Consider the following 14,940-nt stretch of genomic DNA (forward strand, 5'->3'; position numbering starts at 1 on the left):
TTTTAAAATTAAACGGATGAAAATATTAGTCATTGGAGCAAATGGGAGAGTAGGATCTCTTTTAGTTACTAAACTAGCTGCTCAGCATCAGGTTTTAGCGGGCTCTAGAAATCCAGATTCACCAAATAATGCTGATAATATTGAGCAGGTTTACATGGATCTGCTCAGCGATGTTGATACGCTTGCAGAAAGTATGAATGGTGTTGATGCCATTTATTTTGTTTCCGGGTCGCGTGGGAAAAATCTTTTACAGATAGATTTACATGGAGCAATTAAAACCATGCAAGCTGCAGAAAAAGCCGGGGTTAAACGTTATATAATGCTGAGCTCAGTTTTTGCATTGAGACCCGAACGCTGGAATGAGTCTTTTCTAAGTGATTTAGCTGATTATAATATTGCCAAGCACTATGCTGATCTTTATCTTACTACTCAAACCCAACTCGATTACACGATTTTACAGCCCGGAGCGCTTAAAGAAGAGCAAGGAACTGGAAAAATAGAAACCCAAGTTACCAATCCTGGATCTAATTCTATTGCCAATGTGGTAGATACCCTTGTTGCAGTTTTAGAGAATAATTCAACAATTGGTAAGGTAATTTTAATGCATGATGGGGATACTCCAATTGCCGAAGCATTAGATGAAATCTTATAATTCAGTTATTAAATATTTTCTCAACATATTCTCATTTTCGCATTAAATATTTTCCATATCAAATCTGATTTAAAGCGGAAATTTCAACATTTCATTTCACAATTTCTAATCCTCAAAAAAGGACTAATTAGTCAAAATCTTTGAACTAATTAGAAAAAGCATTCCATTATCGTCATTGTACCTTTGTTATAGAAGAAGAGCTTAATTATTCTGTTCAAAAACACAGTTAATTATGCTCAAAAATTAACAATACTCAAAAAAGGACGATTTATGAAAAACATTCAAAACCGTAAAAAAATCATTTCGGGTTTCGCAAATTCTAATCCTGATGGGTTAAGGCAAAACATTGGAAGAATATCGAAGAAGATATTTTCTTCAGTCCCAACGGTAGCAATTATCTCAGCCTTGACAATTGGCGGATTATTAATTTCCTGTCAAGGTAATAACAATCAAAATAATAAAACAGAAGTTATGCAAAACAATCAAGAACAAAAAGAAGCTATCCTGAAAGCAATAGATTTATATGTTGAAGCAGGAAGAAAAGGAGACGGCAATATTGCAAAACCTGCATTCGCATCAACCGCAACCATGTCATGGTCTGAAGAAGGAGCATTGAAAAGTGTTCCGATACAGACACTTTTTGACGGATTTTCGGCAGCAGAGCCTATGGAAGCAAATTATAAACTAACTACTTTAGATGTGGAAGGTGATGCTGCGATTGTGAGAATTGAATCTCAATTTGGACCGAACAAATATGCCGATATGTTTACACTGGTGAAAGACGGCAATGATTGGAAAATTATCAGTAAAATTTATCAAACCATAAAATAATGTCAGCAAATAAAAATATTAACACCGTTCAGGATTATGAAGAGGTCTTGGCGGCAATGGAAGGCTATGTCAATGGACTTAAAACAGGAAATGTAGCAGAATTAAAAAAGACCTTCCATCAGGATGCGATCATGTATGGTCATTTAGGTAATGATCTGTCGCAAGGAAGTGTAGATAATCTGTACACTTATGTGGAGAAATTTGGCGCAGCGCCCAACATCAAAACCAATCTTACGGTTTTACATAAAACACCCACCACAGCAGTTGTCCGTATTGAAATGGAACACGATGCTGCCGATGAAGATTTTACAGATTTTCATTCATTAATCAAAATTGATGGATCTTGGAAAGTTGTTGCAAAACTTTTTCATCTCTACGATAAATAATTAAAAATCATTCCGTTAAAGTTTTTACTGGAAGCACCATATTGCTTCCAGCGGGAACTTTTGCGTCAAAAAAAATAAAAATGTCAAAATTATTCAGTCCGCTGACTGTAAAATCAGTTACGTTTAAAAATAGAATCATCACTTCTCCAATGTGTATGTATATGGGCGAAGATGGATTTGCAAGTGATTGGCACTTGATTCATTATGGTTCGAGAGCAATGGGAGGCGCAGGTGCAGTAATGCTGGAAGCAACAGCTGTTAGAGCCGACGGACGTATTGGAGTTGGAGATTTGGGAATCTGGAAAGATGAACATATCGAAATGCTTACCAAGATAACATCATTTATAAAAAGTACCGGATCTGTTCCTGCAATTCAATTGGCACACGCCGGAAGAAAAGGAAGTACTTGGGCTTCAGGACGTGAAAGCCACCCATTAATGCCCGATGAAGAAAATGGGTGGGAAGTGATTGCGCCATCTGCTGTTGCATTTTCCCCAACAATGCAAACGCCCCGGGAAATGACTTTGGAAGTTATCGGAGAGCTTCAAAAAGCCTTTGCAGATGCTGCCGTGAGAGCATTAAAGGCTGGTTTTGAAATGATCGAGATTCACAGTGCTCACGGTTATCTGATCAACGAATTTTTATCACCTATTCCAAACAAAAGAACCGATCATTATGGCGGAAGCATTGAAAACAGAGCAAGGTTTTTATTTGAAATTATAGATAAAGTAAAAGCTGTATGGCCTTCTGAACTTCCAATTGCCGTTCGTATTTCGGCTACAGACTGGATGGAAGATGGTTGGAATATTGATGATTCAGTATGGTTAAGTAAAAAATTATCAGAAAGGGGAATTGACATTGTTGATGTTTCTTCCGGAGGTACCGTTCCGAATGCTAAAATTACAGTAGGCCCAGGTTATCAATTACCTTTTGCAAGTACCATTAAACATGAGTTGAAAGATCAATTACTGGTAGGAACGGTAGGTATGATCACCAATGCACACCAGGCAGAAACGATCTTGACTAATGGAGATGCCGATCTTATTTTTATAGGCCGGGAACTTTTACGAAATCCTTATTTTCCATTAGAGGCTGCAAAACAGCTTCGTTCTGAAATCCCGGTTCCTAAACCTTATGAGCTTGCCTTTTAATATAAAAAAACAAATTTTATGAGTATTTACTTAACGGTGATTGTGCAGGCAAAGCCTGAGCATCAGCAAGAGATAAAAGAGCTTTTATACAGCCTCCCGGAATTATCTAAGAAAGAAGAGGCTTGCATCGAATACGATGTTCACCAGAGTATTGATGATGAAAATACTTTTATCCTTAATGAAAAATGGGAAAGTGTAGATGGCTTAAATCTCCATAATGAACAATCGTATTCAAAGGCGTTTTTTGCGTCTTTCGACAAATTACAAGAGCAACCGGTTATGTATCGATCCAAATAATTTTTAGTAGAATTTATAATCATTTATAAAATTTAGAAATATGAAAAAAATAAATGAGTCTGTAACCATTATTACCGGAGCATCTTCCGGAATTGGTGCGGCAACAGCATTGAAATTAGCCAAAGCCGGAAGCTGTATTATTTTGGTATCCAGAGCGGATGATAAAATAGAAAAAGTAAAACGACAGATTGAAGAAGAAGGAGGTAAAGCCGAAATATTTGTTGCAGACGTAACAGACATTGGCCAAATGAAAGCGATGGTTGATTTTACTATTGATAAGTTCGGAAGAGTAGATAATTTGGTCAATAATGCAGGTTTGATGTTGTTTTCACAATGGAAGGACGTTGCGATTGATGAATGGAATTCGATGATTGACACCAATATCAAAGGCTATTTAAATGCCATTGCAGCTGTACTTCCCAAGCTGTTGGAGCAGAGATCAGGTCATGTTCTCAATATGGGATCTGTGGCGGGAATCAATATCGATGTCGGTGCAGGAATCTACCACGGAACTAAGTTTTTCGTCCGGGCAATTACCGAAAGTTTAAGAAAAGAAGTTTCTGTTCATAAAGGCATCAAGATAAGCCTGATAAGTCCGGGAGTGATCAACACTGGATGGGCAGATAAAGTGACCAACAAAGAAGGAGCAGAGATCGCTGCAGAGCTGAACAAGCAGGCTATTGAGCCAGATGATATTGCCAATGCTGTCCTGTTTGCATTTGATCAACCTGATAATGTTAACGTGAATGACATTGTTATAAGCCCAACATTGCAAGACTGGTAATATTTAATAAAAAAAGAATTTTAAGTAATGAATAAATATAATAAGCTATTTTCTCCTTTATCATTTGATAAAGGGATTAGTTTAAAAAACAGAATTGTGATGTCGCCAATGACCACTTGGGCATCGAATGAAGACTTTACCATATCTGATGAAGAAGTCGAATATTACCATAAAAGAGTTAATGGGGTAGGATTGGTGATTACAGGATCCTTAAAAGCTGTTTGAACATGCAGCAAAATCATCTTTACTATGGGAATTTTTCCGAGGACGACAGAAATACTTTTATAGCAAGCATGCTCATCAGTGCAGGCTTTCACGTGAAGGATCAAACAAGGAAAAGTACCACGGAAACAGGAAAGTCTGCAGGGGAGGTAGATATTTTTATAGAAGATATTAATGGTTATCCATTAAATATTATTGAGGCTCTTAATCTTTCGTCAGTAGTAAAGGATTATATTAAAACTCATATCGATAAGATTTTTAAAAATCATGATTTTAAATATCCATTAATACCTCTTGTGGAGGATAATTCTGTAGAATTTTCGGACTTGAGAAAATTTACAATTGTTCACAATCGTAATGGAACAAACGTAAATATGCATCATATTGTTATGAATTTAGCAAAAAAATAAGTTTGCTGTTTTTTGTCTTAGAATACATAAAAAAAAAACAAATCTGTTAATTTTTTTAAAGAAAAAAAGAGATGTTTATCTTGTAATAATATTTTAGTTTTTTGCAGTTATAAATTGTAACTTTTATCCAAAATAAACTAACCATGAATTTTTAACAATTTGAATATCAGGATATTATTGAGCCAATTAATAATGCAGCGGATTTATGGACAGCATTAAATCTTAAAGCAGGTATTTGACATTACTATATTCAAACCAAAGAAAACTTCTTTTTTTAGCGTTAAAAAAAGTCTTGAAAAATTACGAAGAATAAGAAGTGTAATATTCTAAATTTGTAATTTATATTATAAAATGAATCCATTAATAAAAAAATTCAAAGAATACGGATATATTTCGGAGCAAGTTGAGAAAGAACTTGAATTAAATATCAAAACTCAGTTAAGGCCGAAAGGAGATTTTTTTGTTAAAAAGGGGCAGGTAACTTCTAGTTTATTTGTAATTGAGAAAGGTTTAGTTCGTTCTTATTTTGAGAAAAATAACTCTGAATTCAATTCATGGTTTGGGTTTGAAAATATTATTTTAGGTTCTATACTTCCTCTATTTTACAATGCTCCTTCAAAAGAAAATATCCAATTTTTAGAGCCGTCAATTATTCATTATATTTCAAATAGAACTTTGGAAGAGTTATATAAAAAACATAATGATCTCAATACTATTGGACGAAAAATGACAGAAGAATATTGTGTCGTTTTAGAAGAAAGGATAAGTTCCCTCCAAACAGAAAGTGCTGAAGAACGTTACAATTCCTTACTTAAAAATGAGCCGAATGCAATACAAAGAATTTCATTGGGGCATATCGCTTCTTATTTGGGAATAAAGCAAGAAACCCTAAGCAGAATTAGAAAGAAATAAAAGATTTTGACTTGAGTCAAAAATCAATGGATGAATTTGCAGAAAGTTATTTTAATCTAAGTGATCAGTTTGAAAGTGATGGTGTGGTTATTGGTCAGAATAGTCTGCAGGAATTTTTCATTTCTGAATTATTCCAAGGGGATAATTATCCGCCAACAAAAAGTTTTCAGACTCACCTGTCATCTAAAACAGTATTTAAAACCACAGTTGTTTTCATTAGATAAAACCTCATATGAGAATAAAAATGGTTTTGAAAATAATATTATTGCGATGCTTAGTGAGAAGTTATCAGATGAATACCTAAATCATCTGTGTAATAATACATCTTATTTATTTGCTGGTTTAGATGGAAATGATCTTTAATTAGCTATGGAAAAATTACATTTAGAATTTGGTCTTAAAAATCTATTGCTTGAAGGAGGAGGAATCATTAATGGTGGTTTTCTTCAAGCAGGTTTAATTGCAGAGCTAAGTCTGATGATTTATTCTGGTATTGATGAATTAAAAGGATTGCCAACCATTTTTGATTACAGAGGTAATGAGTATGAATTATGGGCTTTAGGCCAGTCATTAGAGCATATTTCTACTGAAATATTACCAGACGGAATGGTTTGGATACGCTACAATCTTCATAAAAAATAGAAATTTTTAATATAGATTTTTGTAGATACTAAAATATGTTATTTTATTTGACTTTTATCAAATTAAGCTCTTAACATTGGGTATACTTTTGTCTCATAAATTAATTATATAATTATGATATTGATTACAGGGGCATCAGGAAACTTAGGAACGGCTGTTATTAAAAATTTTGTAAAATTATTTCCTGATATTAGGATAGCTGGTCTTTTTAGAGATCCAAAAAAATCTAAAGTATCCACTGAAAGTATTGATATACGTATTGGAGACTATTCTGATAAAGAGTCTTTAGTAAATGCATTTAAAGGGATTGAAAAACTATTATTGATAAGCAGTAGTAATAATGATGCTTTGCAAGAACATAAAAATGTTATTGATGTCGCAGTTGAAACGGGTGTTAGACATATTTTTTATACGAGTGGAGCATTAAATTGTAATGTAGAAAATTCAAAATTAGAGTCTTTGGCTGATTCCTATATTACCACTGAAAACTATATTATAAAAAGTGGTTTACCGTATACTATTTTTCGAAATGGTCTATATGCAGAAACGATTCCTGATTTCATAGGATATGAAGCATTATATACGGGGATCTATTTTCCTGCCGGAATGGGTAAGGCTTCCTTTATAAAGAGAGCAGAGATTGGAGAAGCAATCGCTAATGTTTTAGGAACTGAGGGACACAAAAATAAAGTGTATTTAACAACTACTCAGCCTACTTATTCATTTAATGAAATTGCTCAGATTCTTTCAGAATTGTCAGGTGCGGAAGTTTCATATTTCAGTCCGGAACCGGAAGAATACGAAACAAGATTAAGAGAGTATGGGGTAAGCGAAGGAGATATTTGGTTTTCAAAGCTTTTTGCCGAAGTAATTAAGAACGAAGAATATGATATAAAAGGTTCTGATATCGAGCAATTGTTGGGACGTAAACCAACTGATTTAAAAACATATTTAAAAGAAACATTTTTAGATTAAAATTATATGAAGTATTTATTTCTTGCTTTAGCCATTATATTTGAAGTAATTGGTTCCAGCTTTATGAAAGCATCTGATGGATTTAGCAAATTTTTTCCTTCTGTTATTGTCATTGCAGCTTATGTTGTGTGTTTTTATTTCTTATCACTGGCATTAAAAACAATTCCATTAGGGATCGCTTATGCTGTATGGGCAGGATTGGGCATTGTCCTTACAGCAGCCGTTTCTGTTTTTATCTTCAAACAAAAACTGGATCTGGCAGCATTTGTTGGAATTGCTTTCATAATTATTGGAGTAGTAATTATGAATTTCTTTTCTAAAACTGCGCATTAACCGATAATGCAAATTTACAATCCATTTTAAAAGAAATCAATCTATTCAATAATTTATAGAATAACGAAACTAGGGGTTACTTCCTAAATGATTTTTTGGAATAAATTAGGATTGACGAATGTATTACTATTAACGTAAATCGTTGAATTCATTATTTGCAATAAAGGTATTCAGACTTTTTAGATTTTATAATTTTCTTAATTTTAAAAATCATGCATGCAATAAAATTTAAACTTACTCAAGCGATTTGAAATACCTATTTCAAATCGCTTGAGAATCATTTTATAACTATCGATCCAATCATTTGTTCTTTTGATGGAATATCACTTTCTATAAGGTTTTGTCACCCAATATGCGTTTAGTGCGCTGTCTGGTATTTCCTACTAATCGGTAAGAGAAGCCATCGAATTTCTATTTTTAATTTGTATAGATACTAATGATCTCAGTCAGATGTGCTGTTGGTTTAAACCCCCATATGCTTTTGATAAACTTGTTGTTATTTTTTCTACTTCTATTGTATATTTGTTAAGTATATACAAAGAAGCGGGAGTGTAAGCTCTTATGCTTATTGTATCATTTCCATAAATCCCCATGCAGGTTTTACCAATTTTAAACGCTATACTCAAAAATATAACTCAAAGTGTTGTAACCCCCCACTTAACATGGAGGAAATAGACCAAATAGTAACTAAAATTTATAATCTGAGAGGAAGTGTAAAACCGAGAAATAATGCTAAGAGACGGATTGTTTATGAAGATAAAATCAAAACAATAGATGAAAAGCGAAAAATTAATGGTAGAGTATTAGGAAATGAAAGGTCTGAAAATACCTTTAATAGCTTAGTGGATTGTGTATCCAATTGGGATTATACAAAATATCCAAAAATCACTCAAAAAACATTAAGAATTGTATCAGGCAGATGTAAAAATACAGTTGAAAAATACTATCGTTGTGTACTGAACACTGTCAAAGGATTGGACAACTAATTTAATGCATAATTTTTTACTATACAAAGTTTGTTTATTGTCTTGTAACCTATGGTGTAATAACTGTTTTATTCTATCTCAGGACGTTTTACCAAGTTTTAAGACTGAGTTATAAAATAATAGTAATAGATGCCTGCAAGTGGCTTAAAATCAAAATGATTGGCTTTTCCTTCTGCGGTAGAACCAATCATTTTTAATTTATTTGGATTTTGAAGTAAAACTTTCTATTTCACCTGTTGTTCTCGATTGAACATATATTAAATTATCGCAATCATCTTTTACAAAAGTATAATTTTGTGTTCTATATATTAAATTTCTACAGTTGTTTTCCTCTGATAGTAAAGAGGCTTTTAAATATTCGTTTGGAGTAGAATTATATTTTAATTTTTCTTCCTTTGCTGATTTTGCTTCTAAATGTGCAACCGCAAAAATATATATGAAACCTACTATAATTAACATAATCAAACCAAAATGTGGTTGTTTGAATAAACATAAAATAGATGTAAATCCAATTAAAATCAAAAATATAGCTTTCTGTAACAATGAAAATTTATATACGCTAAACAAAATATAAAATACAGATATAATAAATATTATTAGAACAATTATTGAAATTACTGTTATTCTTTTTTCTGTTGACTTTTTAAATAAGTCTGGTAGTATAATTGCCATAAGGGGGGATAATATGACAGATATAAATATTATAGGCATAAGCTTATTATATAATATCTCAATTGAATCTGAAATATTAAAATAATAAAAGTAATTTATACCAAATTCTTGTAAATATAGCCATATATAAAAAAGCCCATTGTAGTAAACACAACCGTTAATTCGGCAATTTTAATAAGAGGTTTTTCATCTACTGGCTCATACGCTGAGTTTAATTTATCAGCTATAGTTACAAATTGTTCTTTAAGTTTTTCTTTATTAAATCTCATGATTAATTTTTTAGGTAGTTGTTAAATAAAAAACCTCTATCAACAGAGATAAAGGTTTGTATTCCAGATTTTTATTATTTACAATATTATTCTTCTACAAAATTCTGTGCTGACTTCACAACTGATATTTGTCCTCCGACAGAGCACTGACATGTAGAGCTGTCTAATAGCTCCTTTTTGTCCTCAATTTTAAAATCAGAGGTGTTGTCCCATTTAATAGGTGCGGGCGTACAGGAAGACCTTAAAACACTGCACATTCCAAACGGTTTGATGTTAGTGTTAGGCTGTTTGTCCTCTTCTGTAGCCTGTAGCTTTCCATCAATACTCATAAAAGATTGACTTGTTACTGTGAGTGGAGTTGGTGAAGTTCCTTTATCACATTTTAGCTGGGTAGTATCTGTGATATGCTGAGACATTATTTCTCAAGATTTAAAATTCCTTTTTCAAGAGAAGTTGACATTTTAGCTTTATAAATCAATTTTTCTCTATTATAGATTGTGATATTCTTCGTCATTGTTGAAATTGTAATGTCCTGTATTTTATCACCATTAAGAAAGAATTCAATTTTTTTATTAAAATGTGATAGCAAAGCTCTCTCAGGCAAATAGCTTTTTTTTGATTTTAAAAGGGTATTAAGTAAAACTATTTGTTTTCCTGTCAATTTTTTACTATTCAGTAGCTGAATAGAGTTACTTTCATTAGTATCATTGACTGTAGATGTTTCCTTATCATAGTAGGAATAATTCCTTATAACTATGCTATCTACTTTTCCAATATAAATATGTTTTATTTGCCCATTTATTAAAATGTTTAATAATATAACAAAAACTAAGATTATTTTTTTCATTTTCTTAACTATTAGATTGCTTCTAAACTTTGAACGGTTGACTCATCATAGACACCGTAATTTCCATCTTCAATTTTAACATCTAAATGCTTTTTATAAAATGTTACATTTGCCATTGTACTTGGTGCAATATGAAATGTTGGGTCTATATTGGCATAAGTTGCTGGTAATGCAGATATAACTTTAATACCAATCTTTTTTGCAATTACTCCTGCATACACACTAAGATAGTTATATGCTAGTATTTTCTTTATTTCTAAAAATGTTAGTTTTATTGAATCATTTACTTTATGTGTTGTACCTAATATACCATTGATTTGAGGAGTTAAATCAACAGGTAACGAACCACTAGGATGATAATAAAATGTATTAGGTACAAAACTAAAAATAGTAGAATCAGGTATTGTTTTAGTAGTACTATACTGTTTGTTATTCCTAAACTTTGAAAAAAGAGCATTTGTTGCAACAGGAAAGCTACATCCCCAAATTTTCATAAAGCCAGAACTTGTAAATGCATTTTTAAAATTTGTAACATTAATCGTCCCTGAAGTAAAGTCAGCTTTTCTCATATCACAATCTCCACCACCACTATCTGTATTTACTAAAATTGGACCATTCCAATACGCATGAGAAAAGACATGAACTTCCTGTAATGTATTAGGGTTATTTGTTCCTATATCTTCAATCAATTTATAGACATCAGTTTTTGAAATTATCTTTTTACTATTGTTCTCAAATCGAATACTATTATTAGCTCTCACATAGTCACTATTGATTACTTTATCAAATGTTAGTGTGCTTTTCTTAGGCGATGAGTTTGCAAAGTATTCAGTTTTAGTAATAGTTCCTGCTAAAATATTTACATCATAAATAATAAAATCATTTCCTTTTTGGCTCTGAATGATTTTCTTCACATAGCTTTGAACATATTTATCAAAAGAGCCTGAAAGCTGATAATTGTTATGGTCATCAGGATAAAATAGTCCAGAAACCAATATGTACTGCTTGAATGGAGCGATATTTACTTTCAAATGTTGGAAGTTAACACTTCCGCTTATACCTGTTATTGTTACTGTTCCAGACATAATAATTATATATTAGTTTCGTTTGTATATTCTTTTTCTTTCTTTTTTATCTCCACCTTTTCTTTTAACTCTGCAAAACCTTCTTTATTTACAGTTCCTGAATAAATTACTTTCTTTTTCTCATTATTATAATCATGTTCAACATCAACATCAATAGTTTCTCCTTCATCATAATTTCGAGTATATACCAAAATACTTATCTTTTCTCCAATAAAAGCTGTGTCAATAATCTCTTTCATATCACCATCCATCCATTGTGCACTGACTATTTGTTTTTCTTTCGTATAATCAAACTCTCCATTTTGAGGAAGTTTATTCATTTGTGGAGCTTTGTACTCAATTTTATCTTTTGCAGTCAATAATGAGTTAGCTCCATATACATGCATTCTGTCTTTTGCTCCAAATTCTGTCTGTCCATCGGTATAGCCAATGAATTTTTCTTTACCATAGAGGTCTAGGTGGGCTTTTGCTGATATTTCAGTATTAGTACCAGCATTTATAATAGTCTTCTTACCACTGTCTTGGCTTATCTCTTGTCTGGCAATAATCTTGATATTTTGACCAACATTGGTATCCATATTCTTTCCTGCTTTGGTTTCAATATTCTCTTCAATATCAAACTTTAGGTTCTTGGATTTTATAGTAATGGTTTCAGGAGCAGTGATATTAATGTTGCTTCCCTCTGTATCAAATCTCAATTCATTGCCACTTTTATCGGTCAATAAAATGCTTTCATCTTCTGTGAATATTAACCTATGCCCACTTCTTGTTTGTAAAGATTTTACGCGGTTATCCATGCCACCTCCTAAACCTACACCTCCGTGAAACATTCCACCCATTGCAAAAGGAAAATCAGGATTGTGATATTCAAAGCCAACCATTACCTGATCTCCGATTTCAGGAACTGCAACAAATCCTCTGTTCTGGCTTATTGTATCTGTTCCTCCTGCATCGGGGCTCATCATTCGGATAAAATGGGTAGTATCATTTAACTGCCAATCAAACTGCACCTGTATTCTTCCCTGATTCAAGGGATCTGCATTAGAAATGACTGTTGCTACCTGCGGTTCTGCCTTAGGCATTACAAAATCAGGCTTAGGCATAAATCCAGTCCCTTCAGCTATTGCTTCAAAACTTCCCGTATAGTAACCTCGTGCATCCACTTCATGGCTTACCTCTGTCATCATCAATGTCGTGAAATGGGAAGTTTGGTTACTGTCCTGATTTCTCATGTCTATATCTGCTATACTGCCTACAAACAGAAAAGGAACTGTTGTATTTCCAGACACAGTAAAAACCTCTACAGCCTTACTTCCTCTAGCGCTTTTTTGAGAATCATCCACATCAAGAAACATATTTGCATTGATAGGGGTAGGAGTCAGTGACCTTGTTTTAAAAATATTATGATTCAGTTCATAGGCTTTGGCTGGTAAATTCCCTAAGTGCTTAATGTCATCATTAGAACCCAACATTTTTGCATGGCTACTGCTATTATAACCAAAGTATTCAGGTTTAGTGTGAACAGCTTTTAACTCTACCTGTACATCTGTAATATTACTTCCGTAAACAAGTTGGATAGGCTTTTCAGGTGATGGAAGTTTTCCAAAATGTAAGATATACCCATCATAATAAAATTGCTCTCCATAGGCTTCTGCTAGTCTTGCAAGATAATTATAATGTGTTTCGCAATATTGCGAACTGTAATTAATATAACTTTTATTTTGAGTCTCTACTCTGAAATCAAATTTACTCGTTCCTAATGCTTCTTTAATAATATTATCTGCAATGATAGCCGTATTTACAGATTGACTCCCTCCAAAGCTCTGAGTATGTGGAGCTGAATCCATCAAAATTGTTGGACTATATCCTTTCAGAACAATATTACCAAGACTCATTTGTTCCTGGCTAAATGCAATCTTTGTAATGACTCCTACAAAAGTTCTTTCGGGGCTTTCATTTTCAAAGTCTTTATATTTGAAAGTTACTGTAATTCGTTTTCCTAAAAACTGTCTGGCTTCTTCAAGGTTATGATTCTGTACCTCATCTAAAGAATCATGAGCTAGAGTCAGTTCAAAATTATGGTGTGTTCTGGAACTTTGCTGTAAACGAAAGTGTTTAAAATGGCTGATAGATTTCCCTTCAACCACAATGTCAAGTTTAACCACACGGTTAATGCCTGCAATATGGTTCTCTGAAATCTTTTCAGAATTGGAAATATTCTTTCTCATTAATACTGTGGTATTTGTGTTTATATCACTAAATATAGATAAATAAATAGTACCACATAAATAAATCTTGAAAAAATTCAAAAAGTGTAGTAAAACTACGATTGATTAAAAAAGTTTGAGGAAGTTAGATAGGTTTTTGGGGCGAGTTTTAAAACAGATTTGGTGTAATAATGATGAGTGTATTAAAATAGCTTAAAATAGGAATGATTGGCTTTACAAGTCAGTCTTTTTCAAAATAACTATCTAGGTTAATATCTTATTTAAAAAATTCAAATACAGTTTCAGTCATATTTTGGAATTACTATATTTAGTATCGAAAAATTACAATAAGCCAAAAGAGAAAGAAATACTAGAACCTTAATGGGATTTCAAACCAAGCTTAAATGTCGATGAAATCTCTGATAGAGCACTTTTAGACTGTCTGTTTCAGGTGGACTAGGGATTTTACATCAAAAAATTCAAACCATAAAATGTCAGGCTGTAAAAGTTTGATATATAGGGTTTTATGCGTAAAAAAAAAGAGACAACTATCAAATAGTTGTCTCCTTAAGTGACCTCGACAGAATTAATTTCATTGTTGTTTATCAGTTAGTTAGGTTTTTATTTTGACAAATTTGTGTCAAATCTTCGTTTTATTTAAAATTTTTTTAATCTCTTTTAGGCTTTTTTCTAATTCTATTATTCTTTCTGAGTCCGGATTCTTCGGACCTTTTTCATTTAGAAAAGCCACATCCACATTTTTATTGACAAGCGCATTGATATCTATTTCCGGATAATTTTCATTTAATGCCTCAAAGAAATCCTGAGAAAATCTGTTTCTACCGGCAAGCATTGCAGATAAAGTCACTCTCGATATGCTTAGTTTTTCAGCAAAATCTTTCACAGTAATGTCATTGATTCTTAAATAATGATAAATTTTCTCGCTGATTGTCATTTAGTTATGTTATTTAATTAAAAATATTTACGTTACCTATTGTATCATAAGATATAATAGGTAACTTTGTCACATTAAGTAACGAAGTGTCACAAAAGTAATGAAAAGTAACAAGCCAAAAAAAATTGATTTCAATATTGCAAAATCATTTGAAGTCATTGATAATTATCTTCCTAAAAGATATGTAGATAAAGTGTTAAAGATTGTACCAGGTGTTACTGCCGGTGCAATTAGACAGGTAAAAAGTCGAAAATCTGGAGATGTTAAAATAATTGCTGCACTTCAACAAGTTGCTGAAGAAACAAAATCAATTTTAAAATAAAT

At 32.3% G+C, this 14,940-nt stretch carries 22 protein-coding genes; 15 read left to right on the plus strand and 7 right to left on the minus strand.

What is annotated here, in order from left to right; translation table 11 throughout:
* The first annotated feature begins 16 nt into the window (after positions 1 to 16).
* The 14 genes from IW16_RS18315 to IW16_RS18380 all read left to right on the plus strand — a co-directional run bounded on the left by IW16_RS18315 (position 17) and on the right by IW16_RS18380 (position 8,581).
* Positions 17 to 652, plus strand: a complete 636-nt coding sequence (locus tag IW16_RS18315) for an SDR family oxidoreductase (protein WP_034747810.1) — start codon at positions 17 to 19, stop codon at positions 650 to 652.
* A 270-nt stretch (positions 653 to 922) separates the two neighbouring features.
* Entirely contained in the window at positions 923 to 1,483 is a 561-nt protein-coding gene (locus IW16_RS18320; protein WP_034747811.1) for a nuclear transport factor 2 family protein, read from the plus strand.
* On the plus strand, positions 1,483 to 1,869 hold the full coding sequence (locus IW16_RS18325) for a nuclear transport factor 2 family protein (RefSeq protein ID WP_034747814.1): 387 nt from the start codon (positions 1,483 to 1,485) through the stop codon (positions 1,867 to 1,869). Before IW16_RS18320 ends, IW16_RS18325 begins: the two co-directional genes overlap by 1 nt.
* Positions 1,870 to 1,949: 80 nt before the next feature.
* On the plus strand, positions 1,950 to 3,020 hold the full coding sequence (gene namA, locus IW16_RS18330) for an NADPH dehydrogenase NamA (RefSeq protein ID WP_034747817.1): 1,071 nt from the start codon (positions 1,950 to 1,952) through the stop codon (positions 3,018 to 3,020).
* Between the two features lie 18 nt (positions 3,021 to 3,038).
* The gene (locus IW16_RS18335) at positions 3,039 to 3,317 is read left to right on the plus strand and encodes a putative quinol monooxygenase (protein WP_034747820.1); all 279 of its coding nucleotides are present in this window, start codon (positions 3,039 to 3,041) and stop codon (positions 3,315 to 3,317) included.
* 40 nt (positions 3,318 to 3,357) lie between these two features.
* On the plus strand, positions 3,358 to 4,101 hold the full coding sequence (locus tag IW16_RS18340) for an SDR family oxidoreductase (RefSeq protein ID WP_034747823.1): 744 nt from the start codon (positions 3,358 to 3,360) through the stop codon (positions 4,099 to 4,101).
* Between the two features lie 27 nt (positions 4,102 to 4,128).
* Positions 4,129 to 4,326: an oxidoreductase gene (locus IW16_RS26360; protein ID WP_051890467.1), complete on the plus strand. Its 198-nt coding sequence runs from the start codon at positions 4,129 to 4,131 to the stop codon at positions 4,324 to 4,326.
* Positions 4,327 to 4,328: 2 nt separating this feature from the next.
* A complete protein-coding gene (locus tag IW16_RS25815; RefSeq protein ID WP_051890469.1) occupies positions 4,329 to 4,733 on the plus strand; it encodes a hypothetical protein in 405 nt (134 codons plus the stop codon).
* A gap of 351 nt (positions 4,734 to 5,084) precedes the next feature.
* Positions 5,085 to 5,645, plus strand: a complete 561-nt coding sequence (locus tag IW16_RS18355) for a Crp/Fnr family transcriptional regulator (protein ID WP_034747826.1) — start codon at positions 5,085 to 5,087, stop codon at positions 5,643 to 5,645.
* A gap of 26 nt (positions 5,646 to 5,671) precedes the next feature.
* Entirely contained in the window at positions 5,672 to 5,869 is a 198-nt protein-coding gene (locus tag IW16_RS18360) for a hypothetical protein (protein ID WP_034747829.1), read from the plus strand.
* Between the two features lie 145 nt (positions 5,870 to 6,014).
* On the plus strand, positions 6,015 to 6,287 hold the full coding sequence (locus IW16_RS18365) for a dihydrofolate reductase family protein (RefSeq protein ID WP_051890471.1): 273 nt from the start codon (positions 6,015 to 6,017) through the stop codon (positions 6,285 to 6,287).
* A gap of 114 nt (positions 6,288 to 6,401) precedes the next feature.
* The gene (locus IW16_RS18370) at positions 6,402 to 7,262 is read left to right on the plus strand and encodes an SDR family oxidoreductase (RefSeq protein ID WP_034747833.1); all 861 of its coding nucleotides are present in this window, start codon (positions 6,402 to 6,404) and stop codon (positions 7,260 to 7,262) included.
* Positions 7,263 to 7,268: 6 nt separating this feature from the next.
* Positions 7,269 to 7,595: a DMT family transporter gene (locus IW16_RS18375; RefSeq protein ID WP_034747836.1), complete on the plus strand. Its 327-nt coding sequence runs from the start codon at positions 7,269 to 7,271 to the stop codon at positions 7,593 to 7,595.
* 662 nt (positions 7,596 to 8,257) lie between these two features.
* Positions 8,258 to 8,581 (plus strand): hypothetical protein, encoded by a 324-nt coding sequence (locus tag IW16_RS18380; RefSeq protein ID WP_034747839.1) that lies wholly within the window; start codon positions 8,258 to 8,260, stop codon positions 8,579 to 8,581.
* Positions 8,582 to 8,779: 198 nt separating this feature from the next.
* Here IW16_RS18380 and IW16_RS18385 read toward each other — a convergent pair whose 3' ends face one another.
* The 7 genes from IW16_RS18385 to IW16_RS18410 all read right to left on the minus strand — a co-directional run bounded on the left by IW16_RS18385 (position 8,780) and on the right by IW16_RS18410 (position 14,616).
* Entirely contained in the window at positions 8,780 to 9,253 is a 474-nt protein-coding gene (locus IW16_RS18385; protein WP_034747842.1) for a hypothetical protein, read from the minus strand.
* Positions 9,254 to 9,348: 95 nt separating this feature from the next.
* Entirely contained in the window at positions 9,349 to 9,522 is a 174-nt protein-coding gene (locus IW16_RS26705) for a hypothetical protein (protein WP_165572000.1), read from the minus strand.
* A gap of 86 nt (positions 9,523 to 9,608) precedes the next feature.
* Complete coding sequence (locus tag IW16_RS18390) at positions 9,609 to 9,938, minus strand: DUF4280 domain-containing protein (RefSeq protein ID WP_034747845.1); 330 nt, start codon at positions 9,936 to 9,938, stop codon at positions 9,609 to 9,611.
* Complete coding sequence (locus tag IW16_RS18395; protein ID WP_034747848.1) at positions 9,938 to 10,369, minus strand: hypothetical protein; 432 nt, start codon at positions 10,367 to 10,369, stop codon at positions 9,938 to 9,940. Before IW16_RS18395 ends, IW16_RS18390 begins: the two co-directional genes overlap by 1 nt.
* Positions 10,370 to 10,380: 11 nt before the next feature.
* Positions 10,381 to 11,454, minus strand: a complete 1,074-nt coding sequence (locus IW16_RS18400) for a hypothetical protein (protein WP_034747851.1) — start codon at positions 11,452 to 11,454, stop codon at positions 10,381 to 10,383.
* Between the two features lie 5 nt (positions 11,455 to 11,459).
* Entirely contained in the window at positions 11,460 to 13,682 is a 2,223-nt protein-coding gene (locus tag IW16_RS18405) for a type VI secretion system Vgr family protein (protein WP_117590664.1), read from the minus strand.
* Positions 13,683 to 14,301: 619 nt separating this feature from the next.
* Positions 14,302 to 14,616, minus strand: a complete 315-nt coding sequence (locus tag IW16_RS18410; RefSeq protein WP_034747853.1) for a helix-turn-helix domain-containing protein — start codon at positions 14,614 to 14,616, stop codon at positions 14,302 to 14,304.
* A 100-nt stretch (positions 14,617 to 14,716) separates the two neighbouring features.
* On the opposite strand from IW16_RS18410, the gene IW16_RS18415 reads away from it, so the two are divergent.
* Complete coding sequence (locus IW16_RS18415; protein ID WP_034747856.1) at positions 14,717 to 14,938, plus strand: hypothetical protein; 222 nt, start codon at positions 14,717 to 14,719, stop codon at positions 14,936 to 14,938.
* The last annotated feature ends 2 nt before the right edge of the window (positions 14,939 to 14,940 follow it).

Origin of the sequence: Chryseobacterium vrystaatense (genome assembly GCF_000737765.1) — a bacterium.
GTDB classification, from domain to species: Bacteria; Bacteroidota; Bacteroidia; order Flavobacteriales; family Weeksellaceae; genus Chryseobacterium; species Chryseobacterium vrystaatense.

What these genes read in the sequence shown, in the direction of transcription:
- IW16_RS18405 (WP_117590664.1), bottom strand. Translation starts at nt 13,682, where the DNA reads ATGAGAAAGAATATTTCCAATTCTGAAAAGATTTCAGAGAACCATATT.
- IW16_RS18380 (WP_034747839.1), top strand. Translation starts at nt 8,258, where the DNA reads ATGGAGGAAATAGACCAAATAGTAACTAAAATTTATAATCTGAGAGGA.
- IW16_RS18385 (WP_034747842.1), bottom strand. Translation starts at nt 9,253, where the DNA reads ATGGCAATTATACTACCAGACTTATTTAAAAAGTCAACAGAAAAAAGA.
- IW16_RS25815 (WP_051890469.1), top strand. Translation starts at nt 4,329, where the DNA reads ATGCAGCAAAATCATCTTTACTATGGGAATTTTTCCGAGGACGACAGA.
- IW16_RS18355 (WP_034747826.1), top strand. Translation starts at nt 5,085, where the DNA reads ATGAATCCATTAATAAAAAAATTCAAAGAATACGGATATATTTCGGAG.
- IW16_RS26705 (WP_165572000.1), bottom strand. Translation starts at nt 9,522, where the DNA reads ATGAGATTTAATAAAGAAAAACTTAAAGAACAATTTGTAACTATAGCT.
- IW16_RS18415 (WP_034747856.1), top strand. Translation starts at nt 14,717, where the DNA reads ATGAAAAGTAACAAGCCAAAAAAAATTGATTTCAATATTGCAAAATCA.
- IW16_RS18320 (WP_034747811.1), top strand. Translation starts at nt 923, where the DNA reads ATGAAAAACATTCAAAACCGTAAAAAAATCATTTCGGGTTTCGCAAAT.
- IW16_RS18340 (WP_034747823.1), top strand. Translation starts at nt 3,358, where the DNA reads ATGAAAAAAATAAATGAGTCTGTAACCATTATTACCGGAGCATCTTCC.
- IW16_RS26360 (WP_051890467.1), top strand. Translation starts at nt 4,129, where the DNA reads ATGAATAAATATAATAAGCTATTTTCTCCTTTATCATTTGATAAAGGG.
- IW16_RS18395 (WP_034747848.1), bottom strand. Translation starts at nt 10,369, where the DNA reads ATGAAAAAAATAATCTTAGTTTTTGTTATATTATTAAACATTTTAATA.
- IW16_RS18390 (WP_034747845.1), bottom strand. Translation starts at nt 9,938, where the DNA reads ATGTCTCAGCATATCACAGATACTACCCAGCTAAAATGTGATAAAGGA.
- IW16_RS18400 (WP_034747851.1), bottom strand. Translation starts at nt 11,454, where the DNA reads ATGTCTGGAACAGTAACAATAACAGGTATAAGCGGAAGTGTTAACTTC.
- IW16_RS18370 (WP_034747833.1), top strand. Translation starts at nt 6,402, where the DNA reads ATGATATTGATTACAGGGGCATCAGGAAACTTAGGAACGGCTGTTATT.
- IW16_RS18315 (WP_034747810.1), top strand. Translation starts at nt 17, where the DNA reads ATGAAAATATTAGTCATTGGAGCAAATGGGAGAGTAGGATCTCTTTTA.
- IW16_RS18410 (WP_034747853.1), bottom strand. Translation starts at nt 14,616, where the DNA reads ATGACAATCAGCGAGAAAATTTATCATTATTTAAGAATCAATGACATT.
- IW16_RS18365 (WP_051890471.1), top strand. Translation starts at nt 6,015, where the DNA reads ATGGAAAAATTACATTTAGAATTTGGTCTTAAAAATCTATTGCTTGAA.
- IW16_RS18375 (WP_034747836.1), top strand. Translation starts at nt 7,269, where the DNA reads ATGAAGTATTTATTTCTTGCTTTAGCCATTATATTTGAAGTAATTGGT.
- IW16_RS18360 (WP_034747829.1), top strand. Translation starts at nt 5,672, where the DNA reads ATGGATGAATTTGCAGAAAGTTATTTTAATCTAAGTGATCAGTTTGAA.
- namA (WP_034747817.1), top strand. Translation starts at nt 1,950, where the DNA reads ATGTCAAAATTATTCAGTCCGCTGACTGTAAAATCAGTTACGTTTAAA.
- IW16_RS18335 (WP_034747820.1), top strand. Translation starts at nt 3,039, where the DNA reads ATGAGTATTTACTTAACGGTGATTGTGCAGGCAAAGCCTGAGCATCAG.
- IW16_RS18325 (WP_034747814.1), top strand. Translation starts at nt 1,483, where the DNA reads ATGTCAGCAAATAAAAATATTAACACCGTTCAGGATTATGAAGAGGTC.